This is a genomic window from Riemerella anatipestifer (assembly GCF_035666175.1).
Lineage (GTDB): Bacteria > Bacteroidota > Bacteroidia > Flavobacteriales > Weeksellaceae > Riemerella > Riemerella anatipestifer_D.
Window position 1 is genome coordinate 1,532,747 of record NZ_CP142016.1, and the last position, 16,139, is coordinate 1,548,885.

The 16,139-nt window shown below is 34.7% G+C and carries 11 protein-coding genes and 1 pseudogene; 8 read left to right on the forward strand and 4 right to left on the reverse strand.

From position 1 onward, the window contains the following. Positions 1-240: 240 nt before the first annotated feature. Positions 241-1,794: a M20/M25/M40 family metallo-hydrolase gene (locus VIX88_RS07535; protein WP_064971119.1), complete on the forward strand. Its 1,554-nt coding sequence runs from the start codon at positions 241-243 to the stop codon at positions 1,792-1,794. An 80-nt stretch (positions 1,795-1,874) separates the two neighbouring features. Here VIX88_RS07535 and VIX88_RS07540 read toward each other — a convergent pair whose 3' ends face one another. Both VIX88_RS07540 and VIX88_RS07545 read right to left on the reverse strand, forming a co-directional pair. Next, positions 1,875-3,338 (reverse strand): RagB/SusD family nutrient uptake outer membrane protein, encoded by a 1,464-nt coding sequence (locus VIX88_RS07540; RefSeq protein ID WP_014937798.1) that lies wholly within the window; start codon positions 3,336-3,338, stop codon positions 1,875-1,877. Between the two features lie 20 nt (positions 3,339-3,358). Beyond that, complete coding sequence (locus VIX88_RS07545) at positions 3,359-6,304, reverse strand: SusC/RagA family TonB-linked outer membrane protein (RefSeq protein WP_017686081.1); 2,946 nt, start codon at positions 6,302-6,304, stop codon at positions 3,359-3,361. Between the two features lie 159 nt (positions 6,305-6,463). Here VIX88_RS07545 and VIX88_RS07550 point away from each other — a divergent pair, with 159 nt between their 5' ends. Beyond that, the gene (locus tag VIX88_RS07550) at positions 6,464-7,342 is read left to right on the forward strand and encodes an IS982-like element ISRa1 family transposase (protein ID WP_127919822.1); all 879 of its coding nucleotides are present in this window, start codon (positions 6,464-6,466) and stop codon (positions 7,340-7,342) included. Between the two features lie 279 nt (positions 7,343-7,621). Beyond that, complete coding sequence (locus VIX88_RS07555; protein WP_081276937.1) at positions 7,622-8,224, forward strand: DUF6261 family protein; 603 nt, start codon at positions 7,622-7,624, stop codon at positions 8,222-8,224. A gap of 101 nt (positions 8,225-8,325) precedes the next feature. Here the strand turns inward: VIX88_RS07555 and ybeY are convergent, their stop codons facing one another. Then, a complete protein-coding gene (ybeY, locus tag VIX88_RS07560) occupies positions 8,326-8,748 on the reverse strand; it encodes an rRNA maturation RNase YbeY (RefSeq protein WP_064971129.1) in 423 nt (140 codons plus the stop codon). 15 nt (positions 8,749-8,763) lie between these two features. Beyond that, a complete protein-coding gene (locus tag VIX88_RS07565; protein ID WP_214193730.1) occupies positions 8,764-10,929 on the reverse strand; it encodes a patatin-like phospholipase family protein in 2,166 nt (721 codons plus the stop codon). Positions 10,930-11,046: 117 nt separating this feature from the next. On the opposite strand from VIX88_RS07565, the gene VIX88_RS07570 reads away from it, so the two are divergent. The 5 genes and pseudogenes from VIX88_RS07570 to VIX88_RS07590 form a co-directional block, all read left to right on the forward strand. Next, positions 11,047-11,949, forward strand: a complete 903-nt coding sequence (locus VIX88_RS07570) for a GYDIA family GHMP kinase (protein WP_064971131.1) — start codon at positions 11,047-11,049, stop codon at positions 11,947-11,949. Positions 11,950-12,083: 134 nt separating this feature from the next. After that, positions 12,084-13,688, forward strand: a complete 1,605-nt coding sequence (pckA, locus tag VIX88_RS07575; RefSeq protein WP_064971132.1) for a phosphoenolpyruvate carboxykinase (ATP) — start codon at positions 12,084-12,086, stop codon at positions 13,686-13,688. 135 nt (positions 13,689-13,823) lie between these two features. Beyond that, complete coding sequence (locus tag VIX88_RS07580) at positions 13,824-14,090, forward strand: hypothetical protein (protein WP_237190247.1); 267 nt, start codon at positions 13,824-13,826, stop codon at positions 14,088-14,090. 218 nt (positions 14,091-14,308) lie between these two features. Beyond that, the gene (locus tag VIX88_RS07585; RefSeq protein WP_064971133.1) at positions 14,309-15,379 is read left to right on the forward strand and encodes an efflux RND transporter periplasmic adaptor subunit; all 1,071 of its coding nucleotides are present in this window, start codon (positions 14,309-14,311) and stop codon (positions 15,377-15,379) included. An 11-nt stretch (positions 15,380-15,390) separates the two neighbouring features. Continuing rightward, positions 15,391-16,137, forward strand: a pseudogene (locus VIX88_RS07590) (efflux RND transporter permease subunit); the annotation flags it as partial. Positions 16,138-16,139: the final 2 nt, after the last annotated feature.

A 16,139-nucleotide genomic window follows, 5' to 3' on the forward strand; every position in this document is an offset into this window, starting at 1 on the left:
AAATTTTTGTTTTTTTAGCTGAAATCTCTTTATTTATGGGATATATCGATGAGTTACTTAGCCATCATCTTGTAAAATTCTAATGCAAAAATAGGCGGGAAGAAAGGGAAATAGGTATTTCATAAAAGGAAACGCGAATTGCCAATTACAGTAGTTTCAGTTACTTATCAAAGTTTTAAATCCATCACAAGCTCTAAAAAATAATTCTTATTTTCACGGAGTAATTTTAAACTAAAGACTATGAAGTGTACTTTAAAATCTATGAGTGCTACTTTGTTGTTTTCTATCACGACAGTAGCCTTCGCTCAAAGCTCCCACCCTATTGTGGAAAAAATGGTAGACGAAACCTATCAAAATTCTCAATTAGAAAAACTGGGATACGAGCTAATTGATAAAATAGGACCGAGATTGGTAGGAAGCCCTAAAATGCAACAAGCTCACGATTGGGCGGTAAATCAATTCAAATCTTGGGGAATTTCGGCAAAAAATGAACCTTGGGGTGAGTGGCGTTCTTGGGAAAGAGGTACTTCTCAAATCACTCTTACACAGCCTTACATCAAATCTTTGGAAGGGAGACAACTGGCATTCAGCCCTGCTACAACAAAAAATGGAGTGGAAGCAGAACTTATTACAATGCCTGTATTTAAAACCAAAGCCGAGTTTGATGCTTTTTTAAAAGGGGTAAAGGGAAAAATTGTAATGATTAGCCCATACGAACCTAGCGGAAGACCTGATTATAACTGGAAAGAATATGCTACGGAAGAGTCCTACAAAAAATATAAAGAAGAGGCTGAAAAAAGAAATAAGGAATGGGCTGCTTCTATGAAAACCATTAACTATACAACACGCACCATTCAGAAACCTATCGAGGAAGCAGGTGCAGTAGGCATCGTTATGTCCACTTGGAGTGGTGGGTTTGGAGTTAGTAGAATTTTCAATGCCACTACATCTAAAATCCCTGTTGTAGATATTGCGTTAGAAGATTATGGTCAGCTTTACAGAATGGTACAATATGGCGACCGCCCTAAAATCAATCTAAATGTTCAAAGTAAAAACCACGGCACTGCTAAAACTTTCAATACAATAGCAGAGCTCCCTGGTACTACTCATAAAGATGAATATGTTATCTTGTCTGCCCATATAGATTCTTGGGACGGTGCATCTGGTGCAGTGGATAATGGCACTGGCGTTATTACTATGATGGAGGTAGCTCGTATCCTCAAAAAATACTATCCTAACCCTAAAAGAACTATTATAGTTGGTCTATGGGGAAGCGAGGAACAAGGGCTAAATGGCAGCCGTGCTTTCGTAGCAGATAACAAAGATAAATTACCGAAAATACAAGCTGTTTTTAACCAAGATAACGGTACTGGTAGGATACAATACATCAATGGTTCGGGCTTTGTGCACGCCTACAATTACCTCCAAAAATGGATTGCCCCTGCACCTGAATACATCAAAAAAGAATTAAAATATACCTTCCCTGGTTCTGCAAGTGGCGGAAGTAGCGACCACGTTTCTTTTGTGGCTGCTGGTGTACCAGCCTTTATGCTGGGCTCTTTAACTTGGGCATACGGTACTTATACTTGGCATACCAATAGAGATACTTACGATAAAATAGTTTTTGATGATTTAAAGCACAATGTGGCACTCATCGCTACAATGACCTATATGGCGAGCGAAGACCCTGAACAAAGCAATCGTGAAAAGATGGTTTTACCCATCAACCCGACCACAGGAAAACAATACGAATGGCCTGAAATTAAAGAACCTATCCGTAAAGGCGGGTTTTAGACATTTTTTTACTAGTTTTATAAAATAAAACCACCCTAAAATTTAGGGTGGTTTTTCATTTTTGTGTTTTAATTAGAATACTAATTCTGTTTGATAAGAGGATTTGCGTTTAGCTCTCTTCTAGGTATTAAGAAAGTCCAACGAGAGTCCCCTGCTGATACCTCAAATACATTATTAACTACAACACTATTATGATTGCTGCCTGTTCTGTTAAGAGGTTGGTTAAGTCTCTTTAAATCTAAAAATCTAAAGCCTTCTCCCCACAGTTCTATACGGCGGCTGTCTAATATTTCGTTGATATAAGCTTCTCCTGTAGCAGTAGTAGCTACATAAGCTGGATTTCTGTTTTTAGAAAATTCGGTAAATACAACCTTAGATTCAGGTTCTTTGCCTAATCTTGCTAGAGCCTCTGCTTCTATTAAATACATTTCAGCAGCTCTCATATAAGGCACATCCATTCTACTATCTCCAGTACCTACTGCTAAGAATTTTTGACTAGTATAAGGGTACTTAGCAAAATTGGAAGGTAAACTTAAACTTAGGTGTTTTCCTGTAGGATCCACTACTTGCGTTCTCACATCTGTGCTAGGAAACTTGCTGTAAAGCAACTTATTCATAGCCTTTGGATTCTGTCTGATATTAGTAGAACTAAAATTTCTAGACATATAAGCCCCGAAATTAGCAAAATAGGCTGTTTGATCTTCTTTAATAGAGCTACCCCAAATCCATTCTGGATTATCTAAGCTGTTAAAACCAGCCTTGTAAGTACTATTGCTCATTAAAGTAAAACCTTGTCTTGCTAGTTTTGCCTGCTCAGCAGCCTCTTTGTAATTTCCTAAAACTAGTGCTACTCTTGCTTTGATACCTCTTACCACTTCAACATTAAAGTGTGATTTATGTACCCTACTAATTCCGTTTAAAAGTTCTATTGATTTATCCAAATCTGCATTGATTTGTTTATATACTTCCTCAACGGAAGACCTTGCTAGCGGGTCATCATTAGGCTCTAACCTCAACGGAATACCATTAGGATTAGGCGTACCATCGTATCTCTTAGCGTACAATTGTACTAATTGAAAATGACAAAATGCTCTGAAAGCATAGGCTTGACCTAAAGCATTATTTCTAGTAGTTTCGCTTCCGGAAGCATTATCTCCCCCATTTATCAAAACATTGGCATTTCTTATCAGTTTATAATAAAATCTCCAAGGATATGCGACATCAGCAGAATTTTCATCTTGAATACTCACCCATCTCACAGCGGATACATACCAACCATTTCCCACACTAGGAAATACCAAATCATCTCCTAAAGCATCCGTCATAATCATAATGCCTGACTGCCCAGATTGTGATTGATTCCCCTGACTAGTATACATACTTCGGTGCATACCATTTATAGATAGCATCATATTATCCGCTGTTTGGGTAATACTTTCTGCTGAAATATCACTAGTAGGAACTGTCTCAAGATAAGAATCTCTACAAGATTCTGCTGTTAAAAATACTCCTAATAGAGAAGTGTATATTAAAAATCTTTTCATTGTAATACTTGTTTAAAAAATTAAAAATTAGTAGAAAAACCAAAACTAATAATTCTAGCAGGTGTAAATCTATTAGCCGTAACACCTGAGAAACTTTGTGCTGGTTCTAGACCTTTTCTAGCTGTTTTAGACCATATATTTTCTCCGTTAACAAATATCTTAAGATTATTAACCCCTATCGGATTTACAATCTCTCTAGGCATTTCGTAAGATAAAGTTACTTGTCTTAAAGTAATATAATCCGAATTTACCAACCATCTGCTAGAACCTACCCCTACACTTTGGTAATTAGATGCATCTAGCCTAGGCACATCTGTTACATCACCTGGCTTTTGCCATCTTCTAAGTATATCTGTACTAAGAGCATCTCCTTGAGGATAAGCACTCATAAGACCTCCATAATTACTGTCATAAGTCTTACCTCCTAACTGATAAGTGAATAATGCAGATAAGGAAACTGATTTGTATCGGAATGTAGTTCCAAAGCTACCAAAGAGTTGAGGTATAGCACTTCCCGAATAATCATACTTTGCATCATTATGGTTTGTAGTTACTTTTACTCCATTTATTTCTCTAAGAGTAGTTCCTCCTTTAGCTATAGCTTCATCGGAAGCATAGAATAACCCCATACCATCAGCTGGGTCTACTCCATACCACTGTCTTAGCCAATAATCATAGATAGATTTTCCCACCATATACTTTTTCGTTCCTACTATTCTTTCATCTTGAGGGAATTTAGTAATCTCGTTTTTAAGAGTTGAGGCATTCACATTAAGGTTCCATTTAAAGTTATTTGTTTTAATAACATCTATACTAAGGGCTACCTCTATCCCTGAATTTACTAATGCTCCTGAATTTTCATCTCTACTAAGGTTACCAGAAGAATCTGGTTTTGGTACAGATAAAATAAGTCCATCTGTACCTCTCTTGTAATATTCTACACTACCTGTAATTCTGTTATTAAAAAATCCAAATTCTAGAGCAGCGTCTAATTGTGTATTACTTTCCCACGTTAATTGTGTATTACCTACGCTACTCATCATTACTCCTGCATAATCTCCATTGTTATAACCTAGACTATAAAGAGGTTGCCAAGCATAATAAGAGACATCTGTGCTATAGCTACCATCATTACCCACTTGCCCGTAAGACCCTCTAAGTTTTAACTGACTTATTGTAGAATTACCCTTTAAGAAATTCTCTTGGTCTATTCTCCATCCTGCTCCTAATGACCAAAATGTAGCCCAACGAACATCTTTATGGAACCTAGCAGACCCATCTCTCCTTACAGAAGCCGAAAGTAGATATTTTCTGTTATAATCATAATTTAATCTAGAAAAATAAGATTCCTTAGGTAAAATTCTATCATAAGAAGTTAAATTGGTAGGTGTTACAAAATTAACTAACTCATCATTATTATCAACTACTTGATTTGTCTTACGACCATAAACATACTCATATTTGTAAGAAATATTTTCGTGTCCCAATAGTACATTCAAATTATGATGTCCAAAAGATTTATCATAATTAAGTAACTGATTAAAGGTAATTGTGCGTGATTCTGTAACAGTTCTTGATGCCGCCCCATTAGGCACTGCATCGCCTATAATCTTATTACGATAAGCTATTCCTTTATAATTTCTTAAGTCATAACCCACATTGGTAGTGAATGTTAATTCTGGTAACAATTTAAACTCTCCAAAAAATCTTGAATTAATATTATATATTTTATCATAATTTCTGTTCAGTAATGTTTCTTGAATGACATGTCTACCTCCAGCCGCTCCTGCTCCTCTCTTATCTCCTGCATCATAAACACGATTACCTTCTTTATCATATATATATCCTCCGGTAATTGGGTCATGAGCATAAACATTATAAATAGGTCCTATATTTCTAGTCCAATTAAATGGATTAACATAAGAACTATTATTATCTACTCCATCTATAGCTTGGTTAGAAAATGAGTTGGAATAAGCCAAATTACTACCTACCTTAAACCAGTCTTTAATTTGGGTATCTATATTTAATCTAGCTGAAATTCTCTCATAGTCTGAACTCAAAGCGTAAGCATCTTCTTTAAGATATCCAAATGATGCATAGTAAGTCGTTTTATCTGTTCCCCCACTATAATTGAAATCATAGTTTTGTCTCATACCTACCTTAAAAAACTCCTTTTGCCAATCTAAATCATCATATATTAAAGATGCATTAGGATTTAAAACTCCATCTATTACTAACTGGTTGTCTGGGACATTATACACATTATTTTTCAAGACATCGGGTATCAATGTTCTAGAAGCGTAAGCATTAGCATCTGCCAACGACATCGCTCCACTAGGTTTATAAAGTTGTCCGTTTCTTATAGCCTCCCATACTATTGGATAATATTGAGCTGCATTCAATCGGTCATATTCAGGAATAGATCTCGTAGATATACCAGTACTTGCACTAAAATTAAACTGAGATCTTCCTTTTTTTCCCTTTTTAGTAGTAATCATAACCACCCCATTAGCTGCACTAGAGCCATACAAAGAGGTCGAAGCTGCATCCTTTAATATATTCAAAGATTCTATATCATCAGGATTTAGATTAGCTATATTTCCATTATAAACCGTTCCATCTACTATAAACAAAGGGCTATTGTTTGAGCCTATGGAACTAAATCCTCTGATTCTAATTGCTGGACCACTACCAGGCTGCCCTGTACTTGTAGAAACCTGTACTCCTGGGGTAGCTCCATCTAGAGCTTGAGCTACATTAGTTAAAGACCTTTGAGCTAAATCTTTTGCTTTTATTTCGGCATTTGCTCCTACTACCGTTTCTTTCCTTTGCTTACCATAAGCCACTACTACTACTTCCTCAATTTCTTTTGTTTTCGTAGAATCTTTTTTCCTTTGTCCATAGACTTCGTTTCCACAAAGCACCAATGACAAAGAAAAAACAGTAATAATTGTTTTCTTCATAATGTCAAAATTTATGTTAATACAGTTCCTAAATAACTACTGCAATTTATACATTAACCCGTTGTGCATTATGAAATGAAAAAAACAAGAGTTGTTTATTAGACTGAAAATCAGTATTATTTAAAATGCACAACGAGTTTTTGCTATAAAACGATATAAATGAACAACATAGAGCAAATATATGAAAGAATTTTGGAAGTTTTAGGACTTTTTTCAGAAAATCAACTGATTAGTTATCAGAGAAGAACACCTAAAATGAGCGATTTAGAAGTCATAAGTCTTAATATTACTGCTGAATACTTGAGTATTGATAGCGAATTACAGTTATTTAGAAAATTGCCAAACTCTCTGATAAACAAAATTGAAAGAAGTGTTTACAATAAGCGAAAACGAAGACTATCCCTACAAACAGAGCAAATTAGACAGCGTATTTCGATGGAGTTCAATGAGTTTGAAGATATTTTTATCGTTGATAGCATGCCAATGAAAGTTTGTGAAAATGCTCGTTCTACTCGTTCAAAAATTTGTAAAGAGCAATCCTATTCTTCACCAACATATGGTTATTGTGCTTCACAGAAATTATATTTCTATGGCTATAAACTACACGCAGTATGTTCTTTAAATGGTGTGATTAAGAATTTTGATATAAGCCCTGCATCCGTTCACGACATCCACTATTTAAAAGATATTGGTGAGCAAATGCGAAACTGTACTTTAATTGGAGATAGAGGCTATTTATCAGCAAAAGTTCAAATAGATTTATTTAACTATGCTAATATTAAATTAGATACACCAATGAGAAGTAATCAGAAAGATTATATTCCTCAATTTTCATTGTACAAGAAAAAGCGAAAACGAATTGAGACATTTTTCTCTCAACTTTGCGACCAATTTATGATTAAAAGAAACTATGCTAAAACTTTTGAAGGCTTTAAAACAAGGATAATCAGTAAAATAACCGCCGCAACGGTTATTCAATATATCAATAAATTTATCTTCCAAAGAAAATTAAATCATCTAAAAATCAGTATTATTTAAAATGCACAACGAGTTATTCCTATGTTTTTAAAATAATATGATAATGTTTAAAAATTAAGCCATTTTTTAAATTTGGTTTTGCTGTATAATTAAATTAGTCAAAGAAGGCTACCTAAACTTTCAGATTTAGAGCTTATCAGTTTAAGTATGAACTACCGAATATATGGGAACTGACATTGAAAATGATTTGTCTTAAATAAAGAAAATATTGCGTGTTTATCTGAATTTTTTTAACTTCAGCACATAAAATATAGTAAATCTTTTAAAATCTTTTTAAAAATGAAAATTAGTTTAGGGAAATTAAAAACCGTTACGCTTGCTGCGTTAGCAGAGCGTTTGATTTTGGCATCTAAGAATGGAAACTATACCATTAGTATAAGCAACCACCCTTTGCTAAAGGCTCTGGAGGCGGAGTATGATTTGTACAAAGATTTGGTGGCAAAACAGTTGTATAGCGGCAAAGGGGCAGAGGTTGCCAAAGAGGATAAGGAGCGAGATAAGGTTTTTGTGGGTCTTAAGGCGTATCTAAAAGCCTATGCGGCTCTGGACTTATTGCCAAACCAAGAGAAGGCGGTGGCGCTGTATGAGGTTTTTAAGCGTAATGATTTGAATTTGGATAAAAAGTCTTACGCAGACCAGTCTGTATTGCTTAACAAATTGCTCGCAGAACTAGATGCAGAACCCAATAAAACGGCTCTAAATGCTCTGAATTTAACCCCTGTATTTAATGATTTAAAAACGAAACAAGAAACATTTTCTAACCTGCTGTCAGAACAAACCGAAGCGAATGCAACATTAAGACTAACTAAATCTGCTAGTGCCTTGCGTGGGGATATAGAAAAATCAATACGGAACTATATCAATTTGGTGTCGGCAATGTAATCCCAAGCGGAGTGGGCAGCCCTTTATAAAGAACTGAATGAGATTATAAAATCGGCTAAAAACGCTTAGGGAAGTTTTTTTATTCTAAAACCACCTTAGTCCTAACGAGGGGCTAAGGTGGTTTTGTTAAGGTAGAAATCTTCTTTTCCACGCATTGTTTTAATGTCTTCTTCCGTTTTGTCTTTGTATCCGCAGAGATGCAAAATACCGTGAGCTAATACTCTTAGAAATTCTGACTGATGGTCTTTGGATAGGGTAGAGGCATTGTCTTTAACGCGTTCTAAGGACACAAAAATATCGCCCGATATGGTGTTTCCTCTAACATAGTCAAAGGTAATAATATCGGTATAATAATCGTGTTGTAAATGCTCTTGATTTATCTTGAGGAGGTATTCGTCATCACAGAATATGTAGTTTATCTTGCCTAGTTTTTTGTGTTCTGATAAGATGATTTGCTCTAGCCATTTGCTGATGTCAGTAGATATACTAATGGGCTCTATTTCTTCAAAAAAGAATTGTATCATTTTTAATTAAGTTTTTTAAAACCAATGTCCTAATATGACATTTAACATTCCTTTGTTTTTGTTTAGTGGATTGCTGTAGTTTATTTTTATTTGTCCAAAAGGTGATTTGTATCCTGCGGTAATGCCTAATCCTTTATGATTGATATTTAGCATCTCCTTCAGATTGATTTCATTGAAAAGGTTTGCCATACTGAAATGAGCGGTAACGAAATAGCTTTTCTGTATCCTGAACTGAAAATTATTGGTTGCCGTTAATAGATTTGGGCTGCTCGTGTATCCGAAATAGTACCCTTGCATTTGTGCAAAATTCCCTAGTTTTTGTTCAAAAATACCACCTATACGGTATTGATAGAAATGGGATAAATCATCGTAATTGGCAGTAAACCCTCCAAAAAGGCTTAGATTATAGGTGAGCCAACTGCTGATAGAGAAATTCATTCTAAGGTCTACCTTGGTTTGTATGGGAGTTATTTCGGCATTTTTCTCATTAAATAATTCTAATATTTTAGCTTCGGCATCTAGAAAGAAACCTCTAGTAGGGAAATTTTTGTTGTCCTGTGTATCGCTTTTAATAAAGAAATAAGGGTTAATAAAGTTTTTTATTTCACTGATGTTGGGATTATTCGTTTTAAAATAATCGTGGCTAAGCCCTCCACCTATGGCGTATCGATCTCTCCATATAGAATGGATAAAAACATCGTTTCTTAGCCAAGTCCAATCTTCCGTAATAGCACCTTGGTTGTTTTTGAGGTTTAATTTCATTCCTGATGAGGAAACTCCAAGCCCTGGTATATAGCCATTATCCATAAAGTAGTTAAAGTAATATCTAGGGCTATCTCCCACTACTATATCTAAGGATACGGTGGAGTTGGGCAGTAGGAGTCTTCTGGCGGTGGCATTGATGAGGAGCCCTGTTTTAAACAATTCATCGTAATGTAACCCAAACTTAAGATAATACCTGCTTTGGTCTTCATCTACTGTAACTTGGAGGGTATTTTTCCCGTTATTTTGAATGATATCATAGTTGATAAGATTATAGTTGTTGGTAGCGTATAGTTTGTCCACCATTTTATTGATACTTCCGTAAGTTTGTGGCGAAGGTGTTTTTAAGTTCATTTTACCTTGTAGGTATGAACGGCTAAATATTTTATTGTTATTCACTTCTAAACTATCTATTTTGTAGATGTTAGAGTAAATAGGGTTAGATGTTACTCTTAGTTGGGTATGTTTTCGTTTAGGAAGTTTGGATAGTATATCAGTATATTTTTGAGCTTTTTCGTAGCCTATTTTTAGTATTTTTTCTTTGTCTCCGTAGCTAGTGGCATTCATACCATCTAGGTTTGGATGTATGTTGATGTCAATGTATTGGTATTGGTTTTTGGTTTCATTCTGTATGCCAAAATCTATCACTTGGTTGAGGATACTAATGGCACTTTGTAAATCCTCTCTTTTAGCTAAACCTTGGCTTAAATCTACTCCTATAATAATATCCATTCCTTTCTCTTTGAGAGGTTGTGCAGGGTAGTTGATGGTCATAGCCCCATCTATATAAAGGCTATCACCTATCTTAACAGGGTCCATAAGCGAAGGATAGGCAGAACTCGCCATAATAGCTTTAATTAAATCTCCTTTTTCAAAAATTTTCATCTTACCACTTTCAAGGTTTGTGGTAACGCACATAAATGGGATAGGAAGTTGAGCAAAGTCTTCTACATTAGAAACATTTTTAAATAAATCTTTAAGCATATAAATGTTCTTTTGTCCCGTAGAAATAGCTTTAGGGAGCACATTTATCTTGCCATTTTTTATAGGAATATTCAAGAGGTATTTGTCTGTGGTTTTGCTGAAAAAGGAAGTTTCCTTTCTGTTTTTTTCATTAGCGATGATGTCGTAAAAATCAGTATTGGTAATTATTTTCTCAATATCGTTTCCTGTGTATCCAGAAGCATATAGTCCACCCACAATAGCCCCCATACTCGTCCCCGAAATATAATCTACCTTTACACCTAACGAGTCTAAAACTTTAAGAACACCCACGTGAGCAAAACCTTTAGCGCCGCCACCTGCCAAAACAAGACCTATTTTTGGTTTTTTGGGAATATTTAGATTATCCTTTACTTGAGATTTGTAAGTGAAAAATGCTAATAGTAAACTCAGCCATAATACTTTTTTCATAAGCATAAGGTTATGTGTTAGATAATAAACCAATGAACAAATATAACAATATATCAACTAATAATTGAGGCAAAATAAAGTTTACCTGTTTTAAAATCGAATAATTAGAATTAAATTTGCCTTATGGAACATTATTTCTCATCAGGAAAACTACTCATCACTTCAGAGTATGTTGTTTTAGACGGTGCTAAAGCTTTGGCATTACCAACCAAAATGGGGCAAGATTTGTGGGTAGAAGAAAAAAAGGATAACAATGCTAAAATCTTTTGGGAAACCTATCATCAAAACCAGTTGTGGCTGTATATAGAGATAGATTATCGTAAGTGGGAGATTATTTCTACTAACTTAAAACCTAATGCCGAATTTATCCTAAAAGTATTAAAGTATCTGCAATCTATTTCGCTGGAAAAGTTAAAAAAAGGAGTTTCCTATCATATCAAAACTAATCTTCAGTTTCCTGCCAATTATGGTCTAGGGAGTAGCTCTACACTTATGGCTAACTTAGCAAAGTGGGCAAAAACAGATGCATTTCTTCTTAACGAAAATACATTGGGAGGTAGTGGCTACGATGTGGCTGTAGCATTAGAAGAACAATCTATATTGTACCAACTAAAGCCCTTTAGGGAAGTTGTGCCTGTACATTTTTTACCTAAATTCAAAGACGATTTACTCTTTATACATTTAAACCAAAAGCAAGACAGTAGAGAAGGTATTGCTTTATATAAGGCAAGGGAAAAATCTAAAAAGGATATAGCTTTTTTTTCAGAACTTACCGATGCAGTACTAAAATCAGATAGTTTAGAAGAATTTTCAAAACTGATGATGGCACACGAGCAAAAACTTTCTGAATTTTTAGGGATACCTACAGCTAAAGAACTTTATTTTTCAGATTGTCCAGGGTTTATAAAAAGTTTAGGAGCTTGGGGTGGAGATTTTATTATGGTTGAGAATTTTTCTGGAGCAAGGTCTTATTTTGAGGAACAAGGTTTCTCTAATATTTTTAAATTTTCGGATATAATTTTATGATAATCAGTATTTTATTTTTAAGTTGCGATTTCTGACTAATATCATTATCTTTAACGCACTATTCCTCTCGGAGAATAAGTAAATTTGTATGCTTTAAAAATAAAACCATAATTTATATATAATTAATATCACCTATGAAAAATTTAAAGATTATCCAAGAGTTGCACAATTTGGGGATTACAGGTTACCATGAAGTCGTGTATAATCCTAGTTATGAAGAGCTTTATAAAGCAGAGGTTTCTGATAAGAACAAAGGCTTTGAGAAAGGAGCTCAAACAGAATCAGGAGCGGTAGCTGTTAAAACAGGAATTTTTACAGGGAGATCCCCTAAGGATAGATACATCGTATTAGATGATATTACTAAAGATACAATACACTGGGATGGTAATGTTAACAGACCCACTTCTCCAGAAGTTTTTGCACATTGTAAAGATTTAGTTCTTAAGCAACTTTCTACATCTAAAAAACTTTATGTGGTAGATGTTTTCTGCGGAACTAACCCTGATACTAGACTTAAAGTAAGATTTGTAATGGAGGTGGCTTGGCAAGCACACTTTGTTACCAATATGTTCATTAGACCATCTGTTCACGAGTTAGAAAACTTCGGAGAGCCTGATTTTGTTGTGATGAACGGTTCTAAAACTACTAACCCTGATTGGGAAAAACAAGGTCTAAACTCTGAAAACTTTGTGATGTTTAACCTTACAGAAAAAATCCAAATTATAGGAGGTACTTGGTACGGTGGAGAGATGAAGAAAGGTATGTTCGCGATGATGAACTACTACCTACCACTTAAAGGTATGGCATCTATGCACTGTTCTGCCAATGTAGGAGAGAAAGGAGATGTAGCGTTATTCTTTGGTCTTTCAGGAACAGGTAAAACAACGCTTTCTGCAGACCCGAAAAGATACCTAATAGGTGATGATGAGCACGGTTGGGATAACAACGGAGTATTCAACTACGAAGGTGGTTGCTATGCTAAAGTTATCGACCTTACAGAAGAAAAAGAGCCAGACATCTTTAGAGCTATTAAAAGAGATGCATTGCTAGAAAATGTTGTGGTAAATGAATACGGTGAGATAGATTACAAAGACGGTTCTATTACAGAAAATACTAGAGTTTCTTATCCTATCTACCATATCAATAAGATAGTACTTCCTTCTAAGGCAGGACACGCTAGTAAGATTATATATCTATCTGCTGATGCTTTTGGGGTATTGCCTCCAGTATCTATACTTTCAGAAGACCAAGCACAATATCACTTCTTATGTGGATACACTTCTAAGTTAGCAGGAACTGAGAGAGGTATCACAGAACCTACACCTTCGTTCTCACCAGCGTTTGGAGAAGCATTTCTTACTTTACACCCAACAATGTACTCTAAAACATTGATTAGCAAAATGAAAGAGCACGGTGCTAAGGCTTATTTAGTAAACACTGGGTGGAATGGTACAGGTAAGAGAATTTCATTAAAAGATACAAGAGCTATCATTGATGCTATTTTAGATGGTTCCATAGATAATGCACCTAAGAGCGTAGTTCCTGTAATGAATTTAGAAATTCCTACTTCGTTACCTAATGTTTCTGAAGGTATTCTAGATCCAAGGGATACTTACGCTACACCAGCAGAATGGGAAGAAAAAGCAAAATCTCTAGCAGCTAAGTATATTAAGAATTTTGAACAATATACAGATACCGAAGAAGGTAAGAGATTAGTAGCGGCAGGACCTCAGATATAATTTACTGGAAATACTTTAAATAGAATAGAGTGCTAATTTAGCACTCTATTTTTTTTATCATAGGTAATTATAATATGTTAAAGTTTGTTAATACACATTGTAATAAGAAATCTCTAATTACCTTTGCCCACTGAAATGAAAAAGTATTTAGCCCTTTTATTAGTAGTTTTGATTACTTTATTTTCCTCGTGGAAAATAGAGGCAAACTCTATGAAGCTACCTCTTAATAAAGAGATAGGTACAACATTGGCTAAATTTTCTAAAAAAAAGACATTCTTTGTTGAGAAAGATTCATCTAAGGATACAGCTAGTTTAATAGCTTCTTTAAATGAGATAGATGAAGACTTTAGTTTTATTATTTCTAGTACTATTAAGGAAGTTACTTTCTGTAGTTCTCTTTAAGGTAGCTAAAATACTGTACAGAGGCACTTCTGTTTTTTCCTATCTAAAGGTAAAACGCTATATTTTCATTCGTTCTATTAGAATTTGATTTGTTTTTTATTGTAAAAATTATCGTGTGTTTTCGTATTTATTGATATGCGGGATATACACTTTTTTCCATCAAACCAAGTTTGATGATAACCATACATAATTTTCTAATAACTTAACAAATTAACGAAATGAATAAAATCACACTTTTATCAGTACTAATAGTTTTAAATCTATCCTCTTGCAAATCAGAAGATAAAGATAAAAAAGAGGAAATGCCTGTTTATCCTACAACTCAACCTCTAAAAATGGATACTAATATATCCAAAGATTTTGTAGCTCAAATACAATCTCAAAAAAATATAGAAGTAAGAGCTCAAGAGAAAGGATTTTTGGATAAAATCTATGTAGACGAAGGTCAGTATGTTAAAGCAGGACAAGTTCTGTTCAGAATAATGCCACAAGTCTATGAAGCTGAACTCATGAAAACAAGAGCTGAGGTAGAGCAGGCTAGAATAGAATATCAAAATGCAAGTATTTTGGCAGGGAATAATATTGTTTCCAAAAATGAAAAAGCTTTGCTAGATGCGGCTAGTGCAGAAATGAGAATGGCTCAGTTACATTTGTCTTTTACCACTATTAGAGCCCCGTTTTCTGGTATTATCAATAGAATTCCTCTCAAATTAGGAAGTCTTATAGAAGAAGGAGATTTGTTAACAAGTCTTTCAGATAATACCAATGTCTACGCCTATTTTAATGTCTCTGAACCAGAATATTTGAGCTATCAAACCAATGCTGATGAGAGAAGCAAGCAGCAGGTAACTCTAGTTATGGCAAATGGTCAAGAGCACCCAGAGAAAGGTTTTATCCAAAATATAGAAGGAGAGTTTAATAATGAAACAGGTAACATAGCCTTCCGTGCCAAGTTTCCTAACTCGGATTTGCTTTTAAGAAACGGACAAACAGGAAAAGTAAGAATGGAGATTCCTGTGAAGAATGCACTTATTATCCCACAAAAGGCAACCTATGAAATTCAGGATCAGAAATATGTTTTTGTTGTAGATAAAAATGGTAAAGTAGAATCTAGAAATATTAAAGTTTCCTATTCTTTACCAGATATTTATGTGGTAAGTTCAGGGCTTTCTGCGGGTGACAAAATATTATTAGAAGGAGTACAAAAGGTAAGAGATAATGATGTTGTAAAAACTCAGTTTCAGAATCCTAAAGAGGTATTAAAAACTCTAAAACTTAATGCCAACTAAAATATTAAGCTATGTTTAAAACATTCATAAAGAGACCTGTACTATCAATAGTAATTTCTCTTATTATAGTATTTTTGGGGGTATTATCTCTATTAAGTTTACCTATTACCCAATTTCTGTCTATCTCGCCACCTAAAGTAAATATTACGGCAGAGTATCCAGGTGCCAATAATGAACTTTTGGTAAAATCAGTAGTAATTCCTTTAGAACAAGCTCTAAATGGGGTACAAGGTATGAAATACATTACCTCTGATGCAGGGAATGACGGGGTAGCCTCCATACAAGTAGTTTTTAATTTGGGTACAGACCCTAACTTAGCTGCTGTAAATGTGCAGAATAGAGTTTCTTCAGCCATTAACAAATTGCCTCCTTTGGTGGTACGAGAAGGTGTTAAAATTACGAGAGAAGAACCTAACATGCTGATGTATGTTAACCTCTATAGTGATGATCCTAAAGCCGATCAAAAGTTTTTATTCAACTATGCAGATATTAACATTCTACCAGAATTAAGAAGGGTTAATGGTGTTGGTTTTGCTGATATACTTGGGACAAGAGAGTATGCGATGCGTATTTGGTTAAAACCTGATAGGCTTACTGCATATAATATTTCTACTGATGAGGTGATGGAAGCGCTTAGTTCTCAAAGTTTAGAAGCTTCTCCAGGTAGAACGGGGGAAAGTTCTGGGAAGCGTTCACAAGCATTTGAGTATGTACTAAAGTATCCTGGGCGTTTTGATAATGAAAAAGACTATGGTAACTC

Excerpts from the sequence above, each read along its gene's own strand:
- VIX88_RS07535 (WP_064971119.1), top strand. The coding sequence starts at position 241 with ATGAAGTGTACTTTAAAATCTATGAGTGCTACTTTGTTGTTTTCTATC.
- VIX88_RS07540 (WP_014937798.1), bottom strand. The coding sequence starts at position 3,338 with ATGAAAAGATTTTTAATATACACTTCTCTATTAGGAGTATTTTTAACA.
- VIX88_RS07545 (WP_017686081.1), bottom strand. The coding sequence starts at position 6,304 with ATGAAGAAAACAATTATTACTGTTTTTTCTTTGTCATTGGTGCTTTGT.
- VIX88_RS07550 (WP_127919822.1), top strand. The coding sequence starts at position 6,464 with ATGAACAACATAGAGCAAATATATGAAAGAATTTTGGAAGTTTTAGGA.
- VIX88_RS07555 (WP_081276937.1), top strand. The coding sequence starts at position 7,622 with ATGAAAATTAGTTTAGGGAAATTAAAAACCGTTACGCTTGCTGCGTTA.
- ybeY (WP_064971129.1), bottom strand. The coding sequence starts at position 8,748 with ATGATACAATTCTTTTTTGAAGAAATAGAGCCCATTAGTATATCTACT.
- VIX88_RS07565 (WP_214193730.1), bottom strand. The coding sequence starts at position 10,929 with ATGCTTATGAAAAAAGTATTATGGCTGAGTTTACTATTAGCATTTTTC.
- VIX88_RS07570 (WP_064971131.1), top strand. The coding sequence starts at position 11,047 with ATGGAACATTATTTCTCATCAGGAAAACTACTCATCACTTCAGAGTAT.
- pckA (WP_064971132.1), top strand. The coding sequence starts at position 12,084 with ATGAAAAATTTAAAGATTATCCAAGAGTTGCACAATTTGGGGATTACA.
- VIX88_RS07580 (WP_237190247.1), top strand. The coding sequence starts at position 13,824 with ATGAAAAAGTATTTAGCCCTTTTATTAGTAGTTTTGATTACTTTATTT.
- VIX88_RS07585 (WP_064971133.1), top strand. The coding sequence starts at position 14,309 with ATGAATAAAATCACACTTTTATCAGTACTAATAGTTTTAAATCTATCC.